This is a genomic window from Devosia sp. P2_G7 (assembly GCF_056403495.1).
Genome location: NZ_JBFUFI010000001.1, coordinates 13,849 through 33,779 on the forward strand (window position 1 = coordinate 13,849; position 19,931 = coordinate 33,779).

General features: G+C 66.4%; 23 protein-coding genes. 12 read left to right on the forward strand and 11 right to left on the reverse strand.

Annotated features, from left to right (window positions below; all coding sequences use genetic code 11):
* Positions 1–4: 4 nt before the first annotated feature.
* Positions 5–1,225 carry a helix-turn-helix domain-containing protein gene (locus tag AC1DWU_RS00095; protein WP_477147915.1) on the reverse strand — a complete coding sequence of 407 codons (1,221 nt, stop codon included), beginning with the start codon at positions 1,223–1,225 and terminating at the stop codon, positions 5–7.
* Between the two features lie 87 nt (positions 1,226–1,312).
* On the opposite strand from AC1DWU_RS00095, the gene AC1DWU_RS00100 reads away from it, so the two are divergent.
* Together AC1DWU_RS00100 and AC1DWU_RS00105 are read left to right on the forward strand one after the other, a co-directional pair.
* The gene (locus AC1DWU_RS00100) at positions 1,313–1,561 is read left to right on the forward strand and encodes a DUF1127 domain-containing protein (protein ID WP_477147916.1); all 249 of its coding nucleotides are present in this window, start codon (positions 1,313–1,315) and stop codon (positions 1,559–1,561) included.
* A gap of 35 nt (positions 1,562–1,596) precedes the next feature.
* Positions 1,597–2,547, forward strand: coding sequence for an SRPBCC family protein (locus tag AC1DWU_RS00105; protein WP_477147917.1), 951 nt, complete (start codon positions 1,597–1,599; stop codon positions 2,545–2,547).
* Here AC1DWU_RS00105 and AC1DWU_RS00110 read toward each other — a convergent pair.
* The 5 genes from AC1DWU_RS00110 to AC1DWU_RS00130 form a co-directional block, all read right to left on the reverse strand.
* Positions 2,544–3,449 (reverse strand): DMT family transporter, encoded by a 906-nt coding sequence (locus tag AC1DWU_RS00110; protein ID WP_477147918.1) that lies wholly within the window; start codon positions 3,447–3,449, stop codon positions 2,544–2,546. The genes AC1DWU_RS00105 and AC1DWU_RS00110 overlap by 4 nt on opposite strands.
* Positions 3,450–3,537: 88 nt before the next feature.
* On the reverse strand, positions 3,538–4,155 hold the full coding sequence (locus AC1DWU_RS00115; RefSeq protein WP_477147919.1) for a hypothetical protein: 618 nt from the start codon (positions 4,153–4,155) through the stop codon (positions 3,538–3,540).
* Complete coding sequence (locus AC1DWU_RS00120) at positions 4,128–4,910, reverse strand: L,D-transpeptidase family protein (RefSeq protein WP_477147920.1); 783 nt, start codon at positions 4,908–4,910, stop codon at positions 4,128–4,130. The genes AC1DWU_RS00115 and AC1DWU_RS00120 overlap by 28 nt, the downstream gene beginning before the upstream one ends.
* 12 nt (positions 4,911–4,922) lie before the next feature.
* Complete coding sequence (locus AC1DWU_RS00125; protein WP_477147921.1) at positions 4,923–5,951, reverse strand: L,D-transpeptidase family protein; 1,029 nt, start codon at positions 5,949–5,951, stop codon at positions 4,923–4,925.
* 126 nt (positions 5,952–6,077) lie between these two features.
* Positions 6,078–7,037, reverse strand: a complete 960-nt coding sequence (locus AC1DWU_RS00130; RefSeq protein WP_477147922.1) for an acetyl-CoA carboxylase carboxyltransferase subunit alpha — start codon at positions 7,035–7,037, stop codon at positions 6,078–6,080.
* A 306-nt stretch (positions 7,038–7,343) separates the two neighbouring features.
* Here AC1DWU_RS00130 and AC1DWU_RS00135 point away from each other — a divergent pair, with 306 nt between their 5' ends.
* Positions 7,344–7,682: a hypothetical protein gene (locus AC1DWU_RS00135; RefSeq protein WP_477147923.1), complete on the forward strand. Its 339-nt coding sequence runs from the start codon at positions 7,344–7,346 to the stop codon at positions 7,680–7,682.
* Here the strand turns inward: AC1DWU_RS00135 and AC1DWU_RS00140 are convergent.
* Positions 7,679–8,593 carry a site-specific tyrosine recombinase XerD gene (locus AC1DWU_RS00140; RefSeq protein WP_477147924.1) on the reverse strand — a complete coding sequence of 305 codons (915 nt, stop codon included), beginning with the start codon at positions 8,591–8,593 and terminating at the stop codon, positions 7,679–7,681. The genes AC1DWU_RS00135 and AC1DWU_RS00140 overlap by 4 nt on opposite strands.
* Positions 8,590–8,898, reverse strand: a complete 309-nt coding sequence (locus tag AC1DWU_RS00145; RefSeq protein WP_477147925.1) for a hypothetical protein — start codon at positions 8,896–8,898, stop codon at positions 8,590–8,592. The genes AC1DWU_RS00140 and AC1DWU_RS00145 overlap by 4 nt, the downstream gene beginning before the upstream one ends.
* 144 nt (positions 8,899–9,042) lie before the next feature.
* Between AC1DWU_RS00145 and AC1DWU_RS00150 the strand changes: the two genes are divergently transcribed.
* From AC1DWU_RS00150 to AC1DWU_RS00160, 3 genes are read left to right on the forward strand one after another with little or no spacing between them, the layout of a single operon-like run.
* Complete coding sequence (locus AC1DWU_RS00150; RefSeq protein ID WP_477147926.1) at positions 9,043–9,636, forward strand: shikimate kinase; 594 nt, start codon at positions 9,043–9,045, stop codon at positions 9,634–9,636.
* Positions 9,629–10,744, forward strand: coding sequence for a 3-dehydroquinate synthase (aroB, locus tag AC1DWU_RS00155; RefSeq protein ID WP_477147927.1), 1,116 nt, complete (start codon positions 9,629–9,631; stop codon positions 10,742–10,744). The genes AC1DWU_RS00150 and aroB overlap by 8 nt, the downstream gene beginning before the upstream one ends.
* 35 nt (positions 10,745–10,779) lie before the next feature.
* Positions 10,780–11,619, forward strand: coding sequence for a 5'-3' exonuclease (locus AC1DWU_RS00160; protein ID WP_477147928.1), 840 nt, complete (start codon positions 10,780–10,782; stop codon positions 11,617–11,619).
* Between the two features lie 35 nt (positions 11,620–11,654).
* Here AC1DWU_RS00160 and AC1DWU_RS00165 read toward each other — a convergent pair whose 3' ends face one another.
* A complete protein-coding gene (locus AC1DWU_RS00165) occupies positions 11,655–12,722 on the reverse strand; it encodes an OmpA family protein (RefSeq protein WP_477147929.1) in 1,068 nt (355 codons plus the stop codon).
* A 230-nt stretch (positions 12,723–12,952) separates the two neighbouring features.
* Positions 12,953–13,228 (reverse strand): BolA family protein, encoded by a 276-nt coding sequence (locus AC1DWU_RS00170; RefSeq protein ID WP_477147930.1) that lies wholly within the window; start codon positions 13,226–13,228, stop codon positions 12,953–12,955.
* Positions 13,229–13,279: 51 nt separating this feature from the next.
* On the opposite strand from AC1DWU_RS00170, the gene AC1DWU_RS00175 reads away from it, so the two are divergent.
* From AC1DWU_RS00175 to AC1DWU_RS00200, 6 genes are all read left to right on the forward strand, one after another.
* Positions 13,280–13,921: a J domain-containing protein gene (locus AC1DWU_RS00175; RefSeq protein ID WP_477147931.1), complete on the forward strand. Its 642-nt coding sequence runs from the start codon at positions 13,280–13,282 to the stop codon at positions 13,919–13,921.
* Positions 13,922–14,138: 217 nt separating this feature from the next.
* On the forward strand, positions 14,139–15,116 hold the full coding sequence (gene cobS, locus AC1DWU_RS00180; RefSeq protein ID WP_477147932.1) for a cobaltochelatase subunit CobS: 978 nt from the start codon (positions 14,139–14,141) through the stop codon (positions 15,114–15,116).
* A gap of 17 nt (positions 15,117–15,133) precedes the next feature.
* A complete protein-coding gene (locus tag AC1DWU_RS00185) occupies positions 15,134–15,877 on the forward strand; it encodes a class I SAM-dependent methyltransferase (RefSeq protein ID WP_477147933.1) in 744 nt (247 codons plus the stop codon).
* 21 nt (positions 15,878–15,898) lie between these two features.
* Positions 15,899–17,788: a cobaltochelatase subunit CobT gene (gene cobT, locus AC1DWU_RS00190; RefSeq protein ID WP_477147934.1), complete on the forward strand. Its 1,890-nt coding sequence runs from the start codon at positions 15,899–15,901 to the stop codon at positions 17,786–17,788.
* The gene (locus AC1DWU_RS00195) at positions 17,785–18,816 is read left to right on the forward strand and encodes an esterase-like activity of phytase family protein (RefSeq protein ID WP_477147935.1); all 1,032 of its coding nucleotides are present in this window, start codon (positions 17,785–17,787) and stop codon (positions 18,814–18,816) included. Before cobT ends, AC1DWU_RS00195 begins: the two co-directional genes overlap by 4 nt.
* A gap of 10 nt (positions 18,817–18,826) precedes the next feature.
* Positions 18,827–19,198, forward strand: coding sequence for a YybH family protein (locus tag AC1DWU_RS00200; RefSeq protein WP_477147936.1), 372 nt, complete (start codon positions 18,827–18,829; stop codon positions 19,196–19,198).
* Here the strand turns inward: AC1DWU_RS00200 and AC1DWU_RS00205 are convergent.
* The gene (locus AC1DWU_RS00205) at positions 19,195–19,839 is read right to left on the reverse strand and encodes a queuosine precursor transporter (RefSeq protein WP_477147937.1); all 645 of its coding nucleotides are present in this window, start codon (positions 19,837–19,839) and stop codon (positions 19,195–19,197) included. The genes AC1DWU_RS00200 and AC1DWU_RS00205 overlap by 4 nt on opposite strands.
* Positions 19,840–19,931 lie beyond the last annotated feature (92 nt).

Here is a 19,931-nt window from a genome sequence, read left to right on the forward strand (position 1 = left end):
CCATCTAGTCGCCCGGCAGCGGGCCCGGGAGTAACAATGCCGTCGGGAAACCCGGCACCGGCGGGGTGATCCAGCGCAGCGCCCGGCCGCGACCGAACGACTGCACCTTGCCCGCCTCCGCCAGTTGCTCGAGCGCCCGTTGCACGGTGCGCGGGCTGGTGCCGAGCGCGATAGCAAGAGCGGAGCTGGCCCACGCCTCGCCGTCGGCCAGCAGGGCCAGCACGCCCGCGTGCTGATCCTCCACCGGCGGCGCCAGCACGACGACTTCAGTGGCCGCGAGCGGCGCCAGCGCGAAGCCGCCCATGGTGGCGTTGATCTCAGCGATGTCCGTGAGCTCGGCGCGTAGCCGCCCCATCTCGACCCGCAGCCGCGCACGATGCGACTCATCGGCCTCCTTGCCGCGAAACGTCTCGGCGACCAGCCGGGCTCGCGACACATCCGTCGGCCAGGTCTCGGCCAAGGTGCGCAGCAGCGCAAACAGGATCGGACGCGTCGCCAGGTGGATGATCGTCCCCGTCTGCCGCACCACGTTGCGCGTCGCATCGACCACCAGTGCACCGGAGGACAGCACCTGTTCGACGCCGGCCAGCGTCAGCGATCGCTCGCCGCCACCCGCGATCAGCCGCGCCGCCGGCCCGTCGAGCACCCGTGCGTCGGCCTCTATCTCAGCGACCAGCGAGTGAATGCCGGCCTGCTGCGCCGCCGCCAGCGCCCGGTCGAACGCCACCCGCGCCGGCCCGGTCTGCACCCGCCGCACCGCGATGCCTGCGCTCACCAGCTGATGCACCGCGACAGTCGCCGGCGGCAGCCGGTCGAGATCGAGCTGCGCCAGCGTCCGCTCCGCCTCGTCCACCTGCCCGATCAACAACGACCGGCGTGCCGCGAGGTTGGCGGCGTGGGCCGCGTTCACCCTGTCGCCCTGGGCCTCGAGCGCCGCGCGGGCGGTCTCCAGTGCCCTGGGCTGCCAGGACAGGTCGCGCGACACCAGGGCGATCTCCGCCTCGGCCACCACGCAGCGCGCCCGCGCCACCGCCTCGCGTGCATGGAACGCCTTGCCAGCCGCCTTGAGCAGCGCCTTGGCCCGCTCGAGATCACCCAGTTGCGCCATGGCGATGCCACGCAGCGCCAGTGCCGGGGCATCGTCGCGCAGCGCCACGCGCTTCAGCGCCCCGAGCGGATCGCCGGCCCCGAGCGCCCGCGCCGCGGCGGTGATCAGCGAGTCCATTCAAATCCCGTCACACTTGTCACTCTCACCCCCGACTGGCCCGCGCCTAGGTTCCGCTCACAGACAACGGAACGACGGAGATCAGCCATGACCACCCTCGAACTCTATGAAATCGCAGCCGACAAGTCCCGCCAATCGAGCGTCACCGGCGGCCTGATCAAACTGACGGTTCGCCTCGCCACGTGGCAGGCCCGCCGCCGGACCATCCTCAAGCTCGCCAGCCTCGATACGGTCCAGCTCACCGATATCGGCCTAGAGCGTAGCGATGTCGAGGACGCCCTCGACGGCGATGCCCGCCGGCTGTGGGCCAGGGTCCGCCAGCGCAACGCCAGCTGACGCAGCCGCCTCACCCAATCCCAAGGAGAACGATAATGACCGATAAGAACTACACCACCTCGATCACCGTCAAAGAGAGCCCCGAGGCTGTCTTTGCCGCCATCAACAACGTGCGCGGCTGGTGGTCTGACGATGTGGAGGGCAAGACCACCGCCCTCGGCGACGTCTGGTACTACCACGCCCGCGATCTCCACCGCTGCACCCTCAAGGTGATCGAGTCGGTGCCGGGCAAGCACGTCGCCTGGCGAGTGCTGGACAACCACTTCAGCTTCATCGCCGACAAGACCGAGTGGGTTGATACCACCATCGACTTCGACATCGAGGCGGTCGGCGAAGGCGCCCGGCTGACCTTCACCCACATCGGGCTGCAGCCCGACCACGAGTGCTACGACGTCTGCCACGACGCCTGGGGCACCTACATCCGCGGCAGCCTCAAGAACCTCATCACCTCTGGCACCGGCCAGCCCAATGTCGGCGCTGAGCTCACTGCCGACGAGCCCAAGCTTCCCAACCAAGGAGACCACGCCATGTCTGAACCAAGCTTCACCACCTCATTCACCGTCGACCAGAGCCCCGAAGCGGCCTTCGCCGCCATCAACGACCCGCGCGCCTGGTGGAGCGGCGAGTTCGAGGGCGGCACCAGCAAGATCGGCGACGTTTTCAGCTATCGCTACAAGGACTTCCACTACTCCAAGCAGGTCGTGACCGAGATGGTGCCGAATAAGCGAGTCGCCTGGCAGGTGGTGGAAGGCACGCTCAGCTTCGTCGAAGACAAGACCGAGTGGGTCGGCACCACCATCATCTTCGACATCGGCAGGAAGGGCGACAAGACGGAGGTGATCTTCACCCATGTCGGCCTGAAGCCGGCCGTCGAGTGCTACGACACCTGCTCGGACGCCTGGACTTCGCTGATCAAGGGAAGCCTCAAGCAGTTCATCGATACCGGCATGACCCAGAGCCTCGAACTTGCGGCGCCTGTCGTCTAAGGCGCATCCACCACCCGACGCCTGGGGCGACGCTCGCTCCAGGCGAGCACCAGTCCCGCGGCAATGACCAGCCCGGCGCCCACGAACACCACCGGCGCCGGCTGCTCCTGATAGAACAGGAAGCCGAAGATGAAGCTCCAGCAGAGCGCGCTGTACTCGACGGTGCCGAGCACGCTGGCTGGCACCGCGCGGGCCGCATCGATCAGCGCATACTGGGCGGCGGCGCCGATAAAGCCTGTCGCCACGACCACGGCGATCTCGCTGGCATCCATGGCCACCCAGAACGGCAGCGAAATGGCGCCGAGAACCACCACGTAGAACACGTTGATCGAGAACACGAGGACCAGCGAACTCTCGGATTTCGAGATGGTGCGCATCAGGATCATCGCCACGGCCCAGAGAAACGCCGCGCCCAGCGCCATCAACGCCGGCACGCCAATGCTGAGCCCTGCCGGGTTGGCGGCGATGACGACGCCGAAAAACCCGATCGCCGAGGCGCCGACCCTCGCAAGGGTCAGCTGCTCCTTGAGGAAGATCACCGCAAGGACGACCGTGATCACCGGCGCGACGTAGTAGAGCGTCGTCATCTCGGCCAGTTGCAGCTGGCGCCCGGCGGGATAGTACATGCACCACGCCGCCAAAGTGAGCACGGCGCGCAGCAGCAGCATCGGCTTGTTCGGCGATCTGACCAGCCCGATGACCAGCTGCCGGCGGCCGACGATGAGGCAGATGATCGTGATGATGACGCTGCGCACGAACAGGATCTGGGTCACCGGCAGGTCGTGGATGACGCCCTTGACCAGCGTATCGTGCACGGCAAACAGGGAGTACGCGGCGAGCCCGAGAGCCATGCCCTTGAGCGAGGCAGATTGCGGGACGCGGGCGGCGGCGGGTGAGGACAAGATCGGCTCGTGGCGGGGGCTCGGGCGGACGCCCGCCGCTAGCTCTAGCCCGTCGTCAGGAGCGGCGCATCTGCAATCTTGCTGAATCTCAGGTGCAGGTGACCCGCATCTCGGCAAAGCCGGCTTCGTCGGCGGAGAACACCATGACGGTACAGCTCGTGCCGGCGATGGCGCCGAAGCCGGTCTCGACGATCTGTCCGATCCCGTCGATCGAGACGGTATCGGCGGTGATCAGGCCGGTGCGGATCACCGCTTTCGACTGGCAGATCGGATAGGTCTCGCCGGGCGTCACCATGAAGCGAGTGCCGAGCGGAATGCAGTCGGTGGTGGGCAGGTTGGGATCGGCCGCCGCCGTCTCCGTCAGCACGGTTGCGCCCGGAGCCAGCGAGGCGGGAGCGGCCTGGGCGGCGGCAGTCACGGCCGCCTGCTGGGTGGACCACTCGCCCTCGAGCTTCACCATCCGGTCCTGCAGCGCCAGCAGCGCCGCGGCAGTGCCGTCGTCTGCGGGTGTGGCCGCGGCTTCGGCGCGCTGGCCGAGCGCGTCCACCGACGTCCGCAGCTCTGCTACAGCGTCGCCGATCGCCTTGGTCTTGGCATCGGTATTGAGCTGCACGGCGACGGCGCCGGCGAGCGCCACCAGCCCGACAATGGCGGCGAGGAACGGGATCAGCCGGTCGATCAGGACCAGGCGGCGATAACGGCGCATTCCGGCCCCTCCGCGTCTTCGCCGAAGCGGTATTCGCCCCGGCAGGCGCCAACCTTGGGTGGCAGGTTCGACGCCTCGAACAGATCGTAGCCGGCCTTGAGGTTGCGCCAGAACGGCGCCCAGGTATTGCCGCCTTCGGCAGCGAGCGCCGTGGCGGTCATCCGGAAGGGGAAGACATGCACGTCGACGGCCTCCTGCCCCTTGGCCAAGGCTGCCTCGACCACGGCGTAGACCTCATCGACGCTGGCATCGGTAATGGCGTAGCAGCCGACCGACGAGCAGCCGCCATGCACCATCAGCGCCGAGCCGGTGCGGCCAAGCTGGCGATCGAAGGCGTTGGGAAAGCCGAGATTGAAGCTGAGGTGGTGCCGTGAATTGGGGTTTAGCTGGCTCTTGGCCACGCGATAGAAGCCCTCGGGCGACTGCTTGTCGCCTTCCATGAGCTTGGGGCCGAGATCACCGGAGAACTTGCAGATGTCGTAGTCGCGGAACAGCGCGAAGCGTCCGTTGGCGGCTTTCATCCAGAGTTCGAGCTTGTGCTCGCGCTTGTAGATGCGGACATGCGCGGCGTCGCCGAGCGCGAACCCGGCGGTCTTGAGTTCGGCGAGGAACTGGGTGCGGTCGTAGACGCGCTCGGTGACGATGTCTCGAACTCCCGTTCGTTCGCTGAGGACGAAACGCCCCACGAGGATGGCCGCCACGAGGAACACCCCGATCGCAACGACCATGCCGAGATGGGGGCGCCGGGACCGCATCGCAAGATGCTGCTAGGCGCGGTGCAGGCGCGGCAGTGGAATCGGCGGCACCTTGCTGGGGTCGATGACGCCGGCAACGTCGCCGCCACCGAACAGCCCGCCGATGAAGCCGCCGATCGCCTCGCCGCGCGCCTTTGCCGCAGCTTCCGCCTCGGCGGCCTTCTGTGCATCGGCAGCCGTCTTGGCGGCCTTGTCGGCAAGCGAGGCGACTTCCTGCTGCATCGCAGCGTCGTCGGCCGCCATCTTGGACTTGACCGAGTCCGGAACGTTCTGCGCGACGGTCACGGGGCACGCCGCGAGCGCGTCGAGCGACGCGCCACCGGGCACGTCGAAGACGTATTCCTTGTTGCAGACGTCCCAGGATACCGGCGATTTCGAAATCTCGAACCGGTCGTAGCCTTCCTTGATGTCTTTCCAGAAGCTCATGTTCGGGCTGTCGGCATGCTTGGCGAGATTGGTCGCCGTCATCCGGAACGGGAAGATCTGCAGCTGGAACGAGGCGTTGCCGCCTTTGAAGGTCTCGCGCGCCAGGGCATAGATCTCGGCGATCGACTCATCGGTCATCGAGTAGCAGCCGCGCGACGAGCAATCGCCATGCACCATCAGGTCCGAGCCGGTGCGCCCATAGGCGCGGTCGAACTTGTTGGGAAAGCCGGTGTTGAACGCCAGGTAGTAGTTGGAGTTCGGGTTCATCAGGCCCGGCGTGATCGTATAGAAGCCCTCGGGCGACTGACGGTCGCCTTCCTTGACCTTGGGGCCGAGATCGCCCGACCAGGCACAGATCTGGTAGGTCTTGAACAGCTTGAACGCGCCGCTGCCGGTCTGCTTCCAGACCTCGAGCTCCGAGGTTTGCTTGAAGATGCGGATCATCATCGGCGCGGCCGGCGAGGACCCGAGCCCCGCGAGCCGGCTGACGGTTTCCTGCTTCAGCGGCGCCATCGCCTTGGCGTTGCCCGGCTTCAGCCCGCCGCAGCCGGCAAGCAACGCCGCCACGCCGAGTGCTGCGCCAAGAAAGAGGATGGAACGGAGCGTTCTGCCCAAAGTCAGCTACCCGAAATGCTTGTCTGCCCGAAGGAACGGGTTACGAGCGGACGGTTACCATGTGGTAAGCCGGCATGGTTAACAGCCCGTTTACTATTGGCTTCATGCCCTTGGTTGGGGCGTCGATCAACTCAAATTGGTGCCGATGGCGAGGAATTTGTCACGCCTGTGTTCCCGCACCTCCAGCCTGCCCCGGTTACCCGGGAAGTCGGTGAGGAACGTGCCGATGGCGCGTGCGGTCGAGGCCATCACCTCTGCGTGATGGCGGTGCGCGCCGCCGGCCGGCTCGGTGATGATGCCGTCGATCACGCCGAGTGACAGGAGATCGGGAGCCGTGATCTTCTGCGCCGCCGCCATGTCGGGAGCCCGCGCCGCATCGCGGAACAGGATCGCCGCGCCCGGCTCGGGCGAGATCACCGAGTAGATGGCGTTTTCGAGCATCAGCACCCGGTTGGCGGTGGCAATCGCGATGGCACCGCCCGAACCGCCTTCACCAATGATGATCGCGAGGTTGGGCACGCCCAGTTCGAGGCAGCGCTCGGTGGAGCGGGCAATCGCCTCGGCCTGGCCGCGTTCCTCGGCGCCGATGCCGGGATAGGCCCCGGCGGTGTCGACGAACGAGATCACCGGGATATCGAAGCGATCGGCCATGTCCATGATGCGGACGGCCTTGCGGTAGCCCTCGGGCCGCGCCATGCCGAAATTGTGCTTCAGCCGGCCCTCGGTGTTGGAGCCCTTCTCCTGCCCGAGAATGGCGACCGGCTGGCCGTTGAAGCGCCCGAAGCCGGCCTGCAGCGCCGGGTCCTCGGCGAACTTGCGGTCGCCGGCGAGCGGCGTCCACTCGCTGATCAGCGTCTTGACGTAGTCCGAGAAGTGCGGGCGCTGCGGATGGCGCGCCACCTGCGTCTTCTGCCACGGGGTCAGCTTCTTGTAGATATCGACCAGCGCCTCGTCGGCCCTGGCGGAAAGCCGGGTCACCTCTTCGTCGATGGACACCGCCTGGTCGGCCGTGGCGAGGGACTTGAGCTCGGCGATCTTGCCTTCAAGATCGGCCACCGGCTTTTCGAAATCGAGATAGGACTGCATCCAACCCGCCAGCTAAGCGCTTTCAGGAAAAGCTGTAGACTTTTCCGGCTCGAAAGCGCGACCAAAGTAAGTACCCGAAGCATTTGCCGTTTCGTCGAAACGGCAAATGCTCAAGGAGGGGAAAGGGCGTCAACTCGCGCCCCAAAGTGGCCGGAAAGTGGCGATGCCGGCCCGCTGAGTCAAGCGCGGAGCCCGGACTTGGTGAAGCGCGGGCCCCTCGTTCCACCGCTTCGTCACGCCGCATTAACCAATGCATGACGCTTTCATGACAACGCTAGGGCGAACGACCGGATACCTTATTCGACCATGACCACCTATGCCTTGGTGAGCGTCGGTTGCCCCCGTTGCAGCGGCCACTTCCTCGAGAACGCCAAGCTCGTACGCCCAGGCGGATCGGCCTGGTGTCCCAGCTGCGAACAACTGTTCACCCTCGATGCCGCCGACCAGGCCACGCGCCGCACCCTCGCCGAAGCCAAGGCGGCGCGCCGCCGGCGCAAGGAGCGGCTGGCCGAGGTCAGGTCGCTCTGGCAGGACCCGCCACCGGCGCCCGCGCCAAAACCACCGATGCTGATGAGCGATGTACTGCGCGCCCTCGATGACCTGCTGCTCCGGCTGGACGGAATGACCGGAGAGAAGCGCGGCTAGCCTTGCTCGGCCAGCGGGTGATGGGCTTCGACCAGCGATTTCAGCTTCTCGTCGAGCACGTGGGTGTAGATCTGCGTGGTCGAGATGTCGGAGTGCCCGAGCAGCGTCTGCACCACCCTCAGATCAGCGCCGCCCGCCAGCAAGTGGCTGGCAAAGGCATGGCGCAGCACGTGCGGTGATACCCGCGCCACCGCGATGCCGGCACGAGCGGCGAGGCCCTTGAGCTCGCGGGCGAACACCTGCCGGCTCAGATGGCCGCTCTCGCCCCCGGCCGGAAACAGCCAGATGCCGGGCTCGAGCCGCGCAAGATAGGCCTTCACCGCGTCACGCGCGCGGTCGGTCAGCGGCACGATCCGCTCCTTGCCGCCCTTGCCCCGCACGGTGAGGAAGCTCGCATCGCGCATCACCGCAGCACGCTTCAGTTCGACCAGTTCCGACACGCGCATGCCGGTGGCATAGAGCAGTTCGAGCAGCAGATAGAGCCGCGCGGACATGGCGCGCGCCGCGTCGCTGGCCTCGGGAGCTTCGACATCCGCCTCAGCGACGGTCAGCAACCGATCGATCTCGGCGATCGAGAGCACCTTGGGCAGACCGCGCCGTGCCTTGGGCGACGCAATGATTCGGGTAGGATCGTCAGTTCGCACTGCATCTGCGGCGAGGAACTTGTGGAATTGGCGGATGGCTGAGAGTTTTCGCGCGCTCGATGAGGCGGCGATGCCCTCGGCTTCAAGAAAGGCGAGGTATTGCGTCACCTGCTCGCGGCCGGCGGCGGTGGGGCCGGTGCCGCGGCGGCCGAGGAAGCCGCAATAGTCACCGAGGTCGCGACGATAGGCATCTATGGTGTTCTTGGCAGCGCCGCGCTCGGCGCTCATCATCTCGAGGAACGCTTCGACCAGATGAGCGCCGCTCATTCGACGCCCTGTTGCCGCGTCACCACTTCGCCATCACCGGCGGGAGCTTCGGCTGCCGGCACTGCGGCCGGCGTCTCCACGGCCGGCGCCGGCTCGGCGGCGGGCGCTTCGGGCGTGCGGGTGGTATTGATCTCGCGGCGTACCAGCGGGTCGCGCTGCGCCGAGGGCATCAGGTCGCGCGCGGGAATCCGGATGGTCACGTCCTTGTCGCGTGGCTGCACGATCGCGACGAGCGCGAACATGGCCCCGTAGCCAAGCCCGACCAGGACCAGCAGGATAACGATCAGACGAATGAGAGTCGGCATGGCAATCCGCTTTTGTCACGCAAAGGCCAGTCTCCCTTGTTTGCTGGACGCGATCAAGGGTGCGCTAACCATGGCGGGCGAACCATAGCGGGCATTGACTTTATGCCGCCCTAACGGTTCAAACCCGCCGAGCGAGGAAATGCGATGTCACGCGACGGCACGACCACACGCGACGACCGGCGCGAGGATCTGCTGCGGCTCCTCGGGCACCGCCCGATCGTCCTCATCGGCATGATGGGCGCCGGCAAGACCACGGTCGGCCGCCGCCTTGCCGCACGCCTCGGCCGCCACTTCGTCGACAGCGACGAAGAGGTGGAGAAGGCCGCCGGCATGACCATCGAGGACATTTTCCGCGCCCATGGCGAAGCCGATTTCCGCGCCGGCGAGGTCAAGGTGATCGCCCGGCTGCTGAAGGACGAGAATATCGTGCTCGGCACCGGCGGCGGCGCCTTCGTCAATGCCGAGACCCGCAGCCTGGTGAAGGCTTCGGCGATTTCGGTGTGGATCAAGGCGGATTTCGAGCTGTTGTTCCAGCGCGTCTCGCGGCGCTCCAACCGGCCGCTGCTGAAGACCGCCAACCCGCGCGAAACGCTGCAGAAGCTGATCGAGGCGCGCTACCCCATCTACGCCGAGGCCGATGTCACCATCGTCTCGCGCGACGTGCCGCAGGACCAGGTGGCAAGCGAAGTTATCGACGCCCTGCTGGACCATTTGAGCAATGAGAAGTCCGATGGCTGAGCCGACCACCGTGCACGTGCCGCTGGGCGAGCGTGCCTACGACATCCTGATCGGCAGCGGCTTGATCGACAGCGCCGGCGTGGTGCTGAAGGCCAAGTTCCCCGGCCGTCGCTTCGGCATCGTCACCGACACCGAAGTCGCCATGGCACAGTTGCCGCGACTCACCGCCTCACTCGACGCGGCCGGCGTTAGCTATGCGACGATCGTGCTGCCGAATGGCGAAGCCACCAAGTCGTTCGCACGGCTGGGCGAAGTGGTCGAAGGCATTCTCGCGGCCCGGCTGGAACGCGGCGACCTGATCCTGGCGCTCGGCGGCGGGGTGATCGGCGATCTCGCCGGCTTCGCCGCGGCGATAGCCCGGCGCGGCATGGATTTCGTCCAGATCCCGACCTCGCTGCTGGCGCAGGTGGATTCGTCCGTCGGCGGCAAGACCGGCATCAACTCGCCGCACGGCAAGAACCTCATCGGTGCGTTTCACCAGCCAAAACTGGTGCTGGCCGATCTCGACGCGCTCGACACCCTGCCGCCACGCCAGTTCGCCGCCGGCTATGCCGAGGTGGTGAAGTACGGGCTGATCGACGACGAGCCGTTCTATTTCTGGCTCGAGGACAATCGCCGCGAGATCTTCGCCGGCAACGCGGCGCTGCGCGGCGAGATGGTAGCGCGCTGCTGCGCGTCGAAGACCCGCTTCGTTCTCGCCGACGAGAAGGAAACCGGCGTCCGCGCCCTGCTCAATCTCGGCCATACCTTCGGCCACGCGCTCGAATCGGCCACCGGCTATTCCGACCGGCTGCTGCATGGTGAGGGTGTTGCCATCGGCATGGTGCTGGCGCACGGCTTCTCGGCGAAACTCGGCCTCTCGCCCAGCCAGGATACCGGCCGCATCGCCCAGCACCTGACTGCTGCGGGCCTGCCGACCCGCCTCGCCGATATTCCGGGCGACCTGCCCGACACCGACTACCTGATGAACGCCATTGCGCAGGACAAGAAGGTGGTGCGCGGGGCGCTGACCTTCATCCTCACCCGCGGCATCGGCCAGGCCTTCATCGAAAAGAACGTCGACCCAGCCACGGTCCGCGCCTACCTTGAGGACATGCGGACCGCCTGAACATCCGCCGGAACGGGCGACACGAGGGGAAACTGATGTCCGACCGCCGCCCGCTGCTCGTCATCGATGGCGACTCGTTCGCCCATCGCGCCTATCACGGCCTGCCCAAGACCATCCGGCGTGCCGGCAACCGCGGCGGCGGCGCCATCGTCGGCTTCGCGAACTACCTGCTGCGGCTCTATGAGGCCGAGAAGCCGCGCGCGGTGGTGGTGGGCTGGGATACGCTCGCGGTGCCCAACTGGCGCGCTCTCGAGTTCCCGACCTACCAGGGTGGCCGCATCTTCGAGGACGAGATCGTCGACCAGCTCGACGTGCTGCCGGAGTTCGTGACAGCCTGCGGCTTCGTCATCGGCAAGGAGGGACGCTTCGAGGCCGACGACTTCCTCGCGACCGCCGTAGCGATGGAAGAACGGGATGGCGGCACCACGCTGGTCGCGACCAGCGATCGCGACGCCTACCAGCTGGCTTCCGAGCGGACGACGATCCTCCAGCCGGCCAAGGGCGGTGAGATGGCCCGCATCGATCCCACAGGCGTCCGCGAGCGCTACAAGGTGGAGCCAAGCCAGGTCCCCGATTTCATCGCGCTGCGCGGCGACCCATCGGACAAGATCCCCGGCGCCAAAGGCGTCGGCGAAGCGACCGCGGCAAGCCTCTTGAAACGCTACCCGGACCTAGAGGCGATGATCGCCGACAACCGCTTCCCGGCTCAGTCCGACGATCTGCGGCTCTACAAGCGCATCGCGACCATGGTGACCACCGCGCCATTGCCGCCGATCCCCGACGTCACCCCGACCTGGGGCGAGGCGGCAAAGCTCGCCCGGGATTGGGAACTCAACGGCCTCGCCGATCGGCTGACGCAGCTCGCCGCGAAATAGTGAAGCGGGCCGCCGCCACGGCCCGCCCCTCCCCCTTACGGCGCGACCGAGATGACCACCCGGCGATTGGCATAGAACGTATCCCCGAACTGCTCGGTGGCGCCGGCGCCGGCGGCTGAGACCTTCTCGAACTTGAGCCCGGCCTGCTTCAGATAGGCCAGGACGTTCTGAGCCCGCTCGATGGCGAAAAGCGCATTGGTCGCGTGGTTGCCCTGCCGGCTGGAATAGCCGGTGACCAACACCTTGCACTCCTGCTCGCCGATATCGGCGATGATCTGGTCGAGCCGCTCCATCAGCCTGGGCGTCAGGTCGTTCGAATTCTCGTTGAAGCCGACGACGTTGTAGAGTTCGTCGCGATTGCAGGCGGCGTTCGCCGTCGGAGCCGCGGTCGCGGCAAGGCTCGCCGTTTCGACCGGCTTCTCGTCGATCACCTTGTCCTCGGCCGCCGATTCCGGCAGCCGCAGCGCCGTCACGGCAGCCGGCGGCTTCGTTGCGGTCTGCGCCGGTTCCTCGGCGACTTCGGCTACTGCGGCAACCTCAGTCGTTACTGCTTCCGGCGTCGGCTGCACGGCTGCGATCGTCGCGTTGGGCAGCGGCCAGCCACCGGTCGGTGCGCGTGATACGCCCTCGACATTGCCGTCGCGCAGCACCAGGAACTCACCCAGCAGCTCGTTTTTGGTATCGGCCGACGTGCCCTGGGTCGAAAGCCCCGACACCGTCACGGCACGGCCATTCACCGCCACGGCGGCCAGATAGAGATTGCGGTCGCGGTTCGAGCCGTCGCCGCCATAAGCCTCGTTCACCAGCCGGACCCGCACTTCGCCACCCGGCTTGAACACGTCCTCGGGGATATCGAAGGCAAAGCTCTGCACGTACGGGGTCTTGTCCGCCGCGTCGGCGAAGCGCCCGGCCGTCGCGGTGTCGATTGCCGCGTTCACCGCGCCCTCGCCCAGCACCTTGCCGTTGAACGTGACCTCGAACTTCGGGGGGCCGTCGTAGGCCTCGCCGCCGATGATCAGTTGTAGATTACTCTCTGCCGCCAACGCGGGCACCGCGCATAGCGTCAAGGCGGCCACCAGGGCCGCCGTCTTTAGAGTGGACATGTCGCCCTCCAAGTCTGTCTGCGAGAACGAGTGCTAGGCAAGACCTTGGGCGATATTTCGAAGACAAAGCGGCGGCTCGCCACGGCGCCGCCCGGCTTTGGCCGCAAAGCGGCCGGCCAAGTTCCAATCGCCGAACTTTTCGATTGCAGCGTGGGGGCTAAGCCGATGCCATCAGATCGCCGGAGTTGCAGACGGCAATCGCGCAACCCATATCAGCGTCATCCAAATGATCACTGATGGCCGGACGGGGAGCTGACTACCTCGACGGCCAGCGCATGGACGCCGGACTTGAGTTCGGCGTCGAGCGCCTCCATCACGGCACGATGCTGTGCGAGGCGTGACTTGCCGGCGAACTCGGGAGAGGCGATGCGGACGCGGAAATGCGTCTCTCCGCCCTCGCGATAACCACCGTGACCCCTATGTTTCTCGCTCTCGTCGATCACTTCAAGATGGGTCGGCGTGAATTTGACCGAAAGTTTTTCTGCAATCGCGTCGCGAACGGACATATGGATACCGGTTCAGTTTGAGGCGTGGCCGTAGCCCCGTAACTAGGATTGATGAAGCTGGATTCCAAGTATTTTGACCGCATCCGGATCCGATCACGGCACCCGGAACCCGAAGCGCGCGCCGAAGTGCCGGCCTGCGGATGGGAGGGGTGTGACCAGCCCGGCCTCTACAAGGCGCCCAAGGGCAACCGCGCCGTGGGGCAGTATCACCACTTCTGCCTCGAGCACGTGCGCCACTACAACCAGGTGTTCAACTTCTTCGCCGGCATGAAGCCCGAGGAAATGGAAGCGCAGGTAACGCGCGAAAAGGAGACCGACGGACGTCCGAGCTGGGGCTTCGGCGCCAAGGCCGGCGCCAATACCGGCCCGCGCATGCCGCGCGGCGCCCCGCGCGATCCGACGGCCAAGCGGGTAAACGACCCCTTCGGCGTGTTCGCCCGCTACGCCCGCCACCAGCAGCGCGCCCCCGCCGAAGAGCGGGTGAAACCGCTGCATGAGCAGGACCGCCGCTCGCTCGAGACGCTCGGCTTCAAGGGCTACGCCAAGGCCGACGCGATCAAGGCGGCCTACAAGGCGCTGGTGAAGGTCCACCACCCCGACGCCAACGGCGGCGACAAGAGCTCCGAGGACCGGCTGCGCGCCATCATCGCCGCCTATTCGCACCTCAAATCCAAGGGCTTCGTCGGGCGCTGACGTCCTTCGAGGGATGAATGTTTGTTATGGTGGTATTTGCCGCGCCAATGGCAACCGGCAAGTCCCGCCGCTTTGGGGCAAATCAGCGTCAGCAGTCGCCTTGCCGCCCGTCGCCAGATTGTCGCGCGGCCCTACCGCGCGGCACCCGATGCTGCTATAGAGCCGGCAACCGCCAAGGCAGCCGTCTTGACCTATTTCCTTCCGCGAGCCTCGTGAAATGCCTGAATTCAACAATCTGCCGAACAAGCAATATTCCGTCCGCGAGACCTTTGGCATCGACAGCGACATGAAGGTCATGGGCTATGCGGAAACCGATCCGCATGTGCCGCCGCTGGATCCGGACTACCTGTTCGACCGCAACACCACGCTGGCGATCCTTGCGGGATTTGCCTTCAACCGCCGCGTCATGGTGCAGGGCTACCACGGCACCGGCAAATCGACTCATATCGAGCAGGTCGCGGCGCGGCTGAACTGGCCGCTGGTCCGCGTCAATCTCGACGCGCACGTCTCGCGCATCGATCTCGTCGGCAAGGACGCGATCGTGGTCAAGGACGGCAAGCAGATCACCGAGTTCCGCGACGGCATCCTGCCCTGGGCGGTGCAGAACAATATCGCGCTGGTGTTCGACGAATACGACGCCGGCCGCCCGGACGTGATGTTCGTGATCCAGCGCGTCTTGGAAACGCAGGGCCGGCTGACGCTGCTTGACCAGAACCGCGTCATCACCCCGCACCCGGCCTTCCGGCTGTTCTCGACCACCAACACCATCGGTCTGGGCGATACGTCGGGCCTCTATCACGGCACCCAGCAGATCAACCAGGGCCAGATGGACCGCTGGTCGATCGTCACCACGCTGAACTACCTGCCGCACGACAAGGAAGTCGGGATCGTCCTCGCCAAGGCCAAGGCCTATACCGGCGACAAGGGCAAGAAGGTCGTGTCCAACATGGTCCGGCTTGCCGATCTCACCCGCCAGGCCTTCATCAACGGCGACCTGTCGACGGTGATGAGCCCGCGTACGGTGATCACCTGGGCCGAGAATGCCGAGATTTTCGGCGACCTCGGTTTCGCCTTCCGGCTGACCTTCCTGAACAAGTGCGACGAGCTCGAACGCCCCGTGGTGGCCGAGTTCTACCAGCGGGTGTTCGGCGAAGACCTGCCGGAATCGGCAGCCAACCTGGCGGTGACCGCTTAAGGTCCGGGACGGACGGTTTGGCCCAGAACATCTATGATGATCCGGCATTCTTCGAAGGCTACAGCAAGTTCCCCCGCTCTCGCGAGGGTCTTGCTGGCGCCGGAGAATGGCCGTCGCTGAAGGCGATGCTGCCGCCCCTCAAGGGCGCGCAGGTGCTCGACCTCGGCTGCGGTTTCGGGGCCTTCTGCCGCTATGCGGTGGAACAAGGCGCCGCCGGTGTGCTGGGCGTCGACCTCTCCGAAAAGATGCTTGAGGACGCGCAGCGTCGCGGCCCCGGCCTGCCGATCCGCTACCAGCGCGCCGACCTCGAAAGCTACGAGCCGCCGCGTGCCGCGTTCGACCTGGTGTTCAGTTCGCTCGCCGTGCACTACCTCGCCGATTTCGACGCGTTCGCATCGCGCGTGAGGTCAGCTCTGAAGCCCGGCGGGCACTTCGTCTTCTCGATGGAGCACCCCGTCTTCGCCGCCCGTGCCAATCCCGACTTCATGAAGGACGCCGACGGGCACCTGCTCGGCATCGTCGACGACTATCTGCGCGAAGGCGAGCGCCTCACCAACTGGATCGCCGATGGCGTGGTCAAATACCACCGCCTGATCTCGACCACGATCAACACCCTGCAGCGCAACGGCCTCAAGCTCGACCATATCGACGAGTGGAGTGCGACCGATGCAGATATTGCCGCGCACCCCGAATGGGCCGAAGAACGCTATCAGCCAATGTTCCTGCTGATGGCGACCAGCCTCGCCCCCACCACCGCCTAGCCCCGTATCCGGACCCGTCTCATGGCCCCACCGCCGCGCAGTAAGCCGAACAAGCCCGACACCACCGCCCCGTTCAAATCGGCGATGGGCGCCGCGGTGCGCGCCATTGGCGGCAAGCGTGATCTCGAGGTGAGCTTCTCGGCCGACCGCCCGATCCTCACCGCCGACAAGGCGCGGCTCGCGAATCTCCCCCGCCTGCCGACGCAGCGCGACATCGCCATCGCCCGCGGGCAAGGCGACGCCATGGCCATGCGGCTCGCCAGCCACGACCCCGAGACCCATCGCAAGCGCGCTCCGGCTGAGCCCGAGGCGCGCGCTGCCTATGATGCGCTGGAGCAGGCCCGCGTCGAGGCGCTGGGCTGCATCCGCATGCCCGGCATGACCGGCAACATCCACGAGATGCTGGAAGACCGGCTGTTCCGGCAGAACTTCGCCGAAGTCAGCGACAAGGCCGACGCTCCGCTGGCCGAGGCGCTGGGGCTGATCCTGCGCGAGCGCGTCGCCGGCGTCACGGTTCCACCCTCGGGCAATGCCATCGTCCAGCTGTGGAAGAAGGAAATCGAGGAGCGCGCTGGCAACTCGCTGACCACGCTCCTCACCCGCTTCGAGGACCAGGACCTGTTCAGTCGCGCCACCCGGCAGCTGCTGCGCGATTTGAGCCTCGTGCCCGACAGCGATCTCGACGACGGCGAGAGTGACGATTCGGAACAGGGCGACGACCAGGAGCCCGAGCGCGGCCAGGACGACGAGAAGAACCCCGAGCAGGGTGAGGGGGAGAGCGAGGACGCCGAGGCCGACGAGGACCAGACCCCCGGGCAGTCGGAGCAGGAAGGCGAAGTCGAAGGCGCGGAGATGGATTTCTCCGAGACCGACGAGGACGACAGCTCGGAATCGGGCGAGGATCAGCCCAATCCGCCGCCGCCCGGCGCCAACGCCAAAGAGTTCCAGAACGTCTTCAACTACAAGATCTTCACCCAGAAGTTCGACGAGATCGTCCGGGCCCAGGACCTCTGCCCGCCGGAGGAGCTGGATCAGCTGCGTGCCCTGCTCGACAAGCAGCTCGAGAACCTCGCCGGCGCCGTGGCGCGGCTTGCCAACAAGCTGCAGCGGCGGCTGATGGCGCAACAGAACCGCAGCTGGGAGTTCGACCTCGAGGAAGGCCTGCTCGATACGGCGCGCCTCACCCGCGTGGTCACCGACCCGCTGCAGGCGCTGAGCTTCAAGGTTGAGCGCGACACCGATTTCCGCGACACCGTGGTGACGCTCCTGCTCGACAATTCCGGCTCAATGCGCGGCCGCCCGATCACCATCGCGGCGATCTGCGGCGACATCCTCGCCCGCACGCTCGAGCGTTGCGGCGTGAAGGTCGAGATCCTCGGCTTCACCACCCGCGCCTGGAAGGGCGGCAAGTCGCGTGAGGCCTGGCTCGAGGCCGGGCGCCCGCCCAATCCCGGCCGCGTCAACGACATCCGCCACATCATCTACAAGGCGGCCGACGAGCCCTGGCGGCACGCGCGGCGCAATCTCGGCCTGATGATGCGCGAGGGGCTCCTGAAGGAGAACATCGACGGCGAAGCGCTGCAGTGGGCGCATAAGCGCCTGCTCGGGCGGACCGAAAATCGCCGCATCCTGATGGTGATCTCGGACGGTGCGCCGGTCGATGATTCGACCCAGAGCGTCAACGCCGGCAACTATCTCGAGGCCCACTTGCGCCAGGTGATCGAAGACATCGAGACCCGCTCCGCCGTGCAGCTGGTGGCGGTCGGTATCGGCCACGATGTCACTCGCTACTATCGCCGCGCCGTCACGCTGCTTGACGCCGAGGAGCTGGCAGGAGCCCTGACCGACGAGCTCGCCTCGCTGTTCGACGAAGAACCGCCCGGGGCCTTCCGCAAGAGCCGATACGGATGACCAGCTCACGGCGTGCCTCGCGTCTCGCCGGAGCGGCACTGCTGATCGCAAGCGCAGGCGCCGCACTGCTGGCAGCGGCCGGGCTGGGCGCCCGCGCCGACGAGGAGACCGTCACCTCGGTGCCGCTCTCGACCTTTATGGGGGCCGGCATCGGCCAGCGCGTGCAAGGCGTTATCTGGCGCGGCGGCATCGAGATGCAGAGCCAGACCGACACCTTCGGCGGTCTTTCCGGTCTCGGCGTCACCGGCCCCGACGGGCGGCTGGTGATGGTGTCCGACCGCGGCAACTTCGTTTCCGGCCAACTGCTCTATGACGAGGCGGCGCGGCCGATGGGGCTGATCGGCGTCAAGGTCGAGCCGATCCAGAACTCCAAGGGCACCGAGCTGCCCCGCGCCTATACGCGCGACGCCGAGGCGCTGGCGGTGATCAACCGCGAGGGCAAGCCGAGCGCCGTGCGCGTCGGCTTCGAGAATCTCACGCGCGTCGCCGATTTCACCCTGGTCGACGGCATCCCGCAGGGCGCCGCCCGCGAAGTGACCATCCCCAAGTGGCTGAGCGATACCCGCACCAACGAGACGCTGGAGGCGGTCTGCATCGCCCCGGACACCTCGCCGATCGCCGGTTCGACCCTGCTCTTGACCGAAGGCATCATCGACGATGACGGCCAGCACTCGGCCTACCTGCTGGGTCAGAACGACAAGGGCCCGCTGAGCTATATCTCCGGCGACGGCACCAACCCGACCGACTGCGCCTTCATGCCCAACGGCGATCTGCTGGTACTCGAGCGCGGCGTTGCCCTCCTCGCCTTCCAGATGCGGCTCGTCCGCATTCCCGCGGCAGAGGTGAAGGCCGGCGCCCACATGAAGGGCGAAGTACTGCTGCACGCCGCCGGCGGCGACATCGACAACATGGAAGCGCTTGCCGTCCACGCCGCGCCGGACGGCTCGACCCGCATCACTCTGGTCTCAGACAACAACTTCAATGATTGGGAGCGCAACCTGCTCCTCGAGTTCAGCCTGCCGGACTGAGGAGGATGCGATGTCGGCCAGGGACGTGCTCAAGGCTTACGAAGACCGCATCAACCGCCAGGATTTCGATCTCCTGATCGACCTCATTGCGCCCGACGCCACGTTCTGGTTCTCGAACGGCACCCATAGCGGCATCGCCGCCATCCGCGCGGCGTTCGAGGCGACGTGGCAGGTGATGGGACCCAACGAACACTACTGGCTCGACGAGCTCGAGTGGATCGCCGAGGGCGACAGCGCCGCTGCCTGCATCTACCGCTTCAACTGGGAGATCACGGTCGACGGCAAGCAAGACTCGGGCTCAGGCCGCGGCACCACGGTGCTGCGGCGCGTGGGCGACCGCTGGTGGATCGTCCACGAACACTTGAGCCGCTGGCCGGCCTAGGCCGCTGCTTTCAGCGGCGGCAGCGGCATCAGCTTGCCCATCAGCATCCGGTAGGGCGCCAGGAGCAGCAGCGCCGCAAGGAACTTCACCAGGAAGTCGCCGGTCGCCAGCGAGAACCATAGCGGCACTTCGGAACCGATGCCGAGCCATGGTGCGCCGAAGCCGAGCGAGCCGTCCGACATGCCGAACAGACCATCGACAAAGCCGAGCGCCGGCGCGAAGGCGATGGTGAAGAAGATCGCCGTATCGAGCAGCGAGCCGAACAGCGAAGCGGCGAGCGGCGGCAGGAACCAGGCGCGGCTGGCCCGCAAACGCGAGAACACCGAGATATCGAGCAGCTGCCCGATGAGGAACGCCGAGGCCGAAGCAATGGCGATACGCGGCGTCGCGAGGAACACCGACAGCACCAGCGCCACGACGAAGCCGACCACCACCACCATGCGGGCCCGGTTAGGACCGTCATGCCGGTTGGTGAGGTCCGTGACGAGGAAAGCGAAGGGGTAGGTGAAAGCACCCCAGGTGAGCAGGTCGCCCAGATGGATCGGGCCGAGATCGGCCTGCACCGGGTATTGCACGAGAATATTGGACGCGGTGACGACCACGACCATGGCGGCAATCGCCGCAACGAAACGAGCGAGCATATCCTGCACCTCTATGTAACCCGCTGGCCGGCATCAGACCGGGGCGGAAAAACGAAACCGCGCGTTCCCGTCGGGGAGCGCGCGGCCGAAAT

Excerpts from the sequence above, each read along its gene's own strand:
- AC1DWU_RS00095 (WP_477147915.1), bottom strand. The coding sequence starts at position 1,225 with ATGGACTCGCTGATCACCGCCGCGGCGCGGGCGCTCGGGGCCGGCGAT.
- AC1DWU_RS00100 (WP_477147916.1), top strand. The coding sequence starts at position 1,313 with ATGACCACCCTCGAACTCTATGAAATCGCAGCCGACAAGTCCCGCCAA.
- AC1DWU_RS00105 (WP_477147917.1), top strand. The coding sequence starts at position 1,597 with ATGACCGATAAGAACTACACCACCTCGATCACCGTCAAAGAGAGCCCC.
- AC1DWU_RS00115 (WP_477147919.1), bottom strand. The coding sequence starts at position 4,155 with ATGCGCCGTTATCGCCGCCTGGTCCTGATCGACCGGCTGATCCCGTTC.
- AC1DWU_RS00120 (WP_477147920.1), bottom strand. The coding sequence starts at position 4,910 with ATGCGGTCCCGGCGCCCCCATCTCGGCATGGTCGTTGCGATCGGGGTG.
- AC1DWU_RS00130 (WP_477147922.1), bottom strand. The coding sequence starts at position 7,037 with ATGCAGTCCTATCTCGATTTCGAAAAGCCGGTGGCCGATCTTGAAGGC.
- AC1DWU_RS00135 (WP_477147923.1), top strand. The coding sequence starts at position 7,344 with ATGACCACCTATGCCTTGGTGAGCGTCGGTTGCCCCCGTTGCAGCGGC.
- AC1DWU_RS00140 (WP_477147924.1), bottom strand. The coding sequence starts at position 8,593 with ATGAGCGGCGCTCATCTGGTCGAAGCGTTCCTCGAGATGATGAGCGCC.
- AC1DWU_RS00145 (WP_477147925.1), bottom strand. The coding sequence starts at position 8,898 with ATGCCGACTCTCATTCGTCTGATCGTTATCCTGCTGGTCCTGGTCGGG.
- AC1DWU_RS00150 (WP_477147926.1), top strand. The coding sequence starts at position 9,043 with ATGTCACGCGACGGCACGACCACACGCGACGACCGGCGCGAGGATCTG.
- aroB (WP_477147927.1), top strand. The coding sequence starts at position 9,629 with ATGGCTGAGCCGACCACCGTGCACGTGCCGCTGGGCGAGCGTGCCTAC.
- AC1DWU_RS00160 (WP_477147928.1), top strand. The coding sequence starts at position 10,780 with ATGTCCGACCGCCGCCCGCTGCTCGTCATCGATGGCGACTCGTTCGCC.
- AC1DWU_RS00165 (WP_477147929.1), bottom strand. The coding sequence starts at position 12,722 with ATGTCCACTCTAAAGACGGCGGCCCTGGTGGCCGCCTTGACGCTATGC.
- AC1DWU_RS00170 (WP_477147930.1), bottom strand. The coding sequence starts at position 13,228 with ATGTCCGTTCGCGACGCGATTGCAGAAAAACTTTCGGTCAAATTCACG.
- AC1DWU_RS00175 (WP_477147931.1), top strand. The coding sequence starts at position 13,280 with ATGAAGCTGGATTCCAAGTATTTTGACCGCATCCGGATCCGATCACGG.
- cobS (WP_477147932.1), top strand. The coding sequence starts at position 14,139 with ATGCCTGAATTCAACAATCTGCCGAACAAGCAATATTCCGTCCGCGAG.
- cobT (WP_477147934.1), top strand. The coding sequence starts at position 15,899 with ATGGCCCCACCGCCGCGCAGTAAGCCGAACAAGCCCGACACCACCGCC.
- AC1DWU_RS00195 (WP_477147935.1), top strand. The coding sequence starts at position 17,785 with ATGACCAGCTCACGGCGTGCCTCGCGTCTCGCCGGAGCGGCACTGCTG.
- AC1DWU_RS00200 (WP_477147936.1), top strand. The coding sequence starts at position 18,827 with ATGTCGGCCAGGGACGTGCTCAAGGCTTACGAAGACCGCATCAACCGC.
- AC1DWU_RS00205 (WP_477147937.1), bottom strand. The coding sequence starts at position 19,839 with ATGCTCGCTCGTTTCGTTGCGGCGATTGCCGCCATGGTCGTGGTCGTC.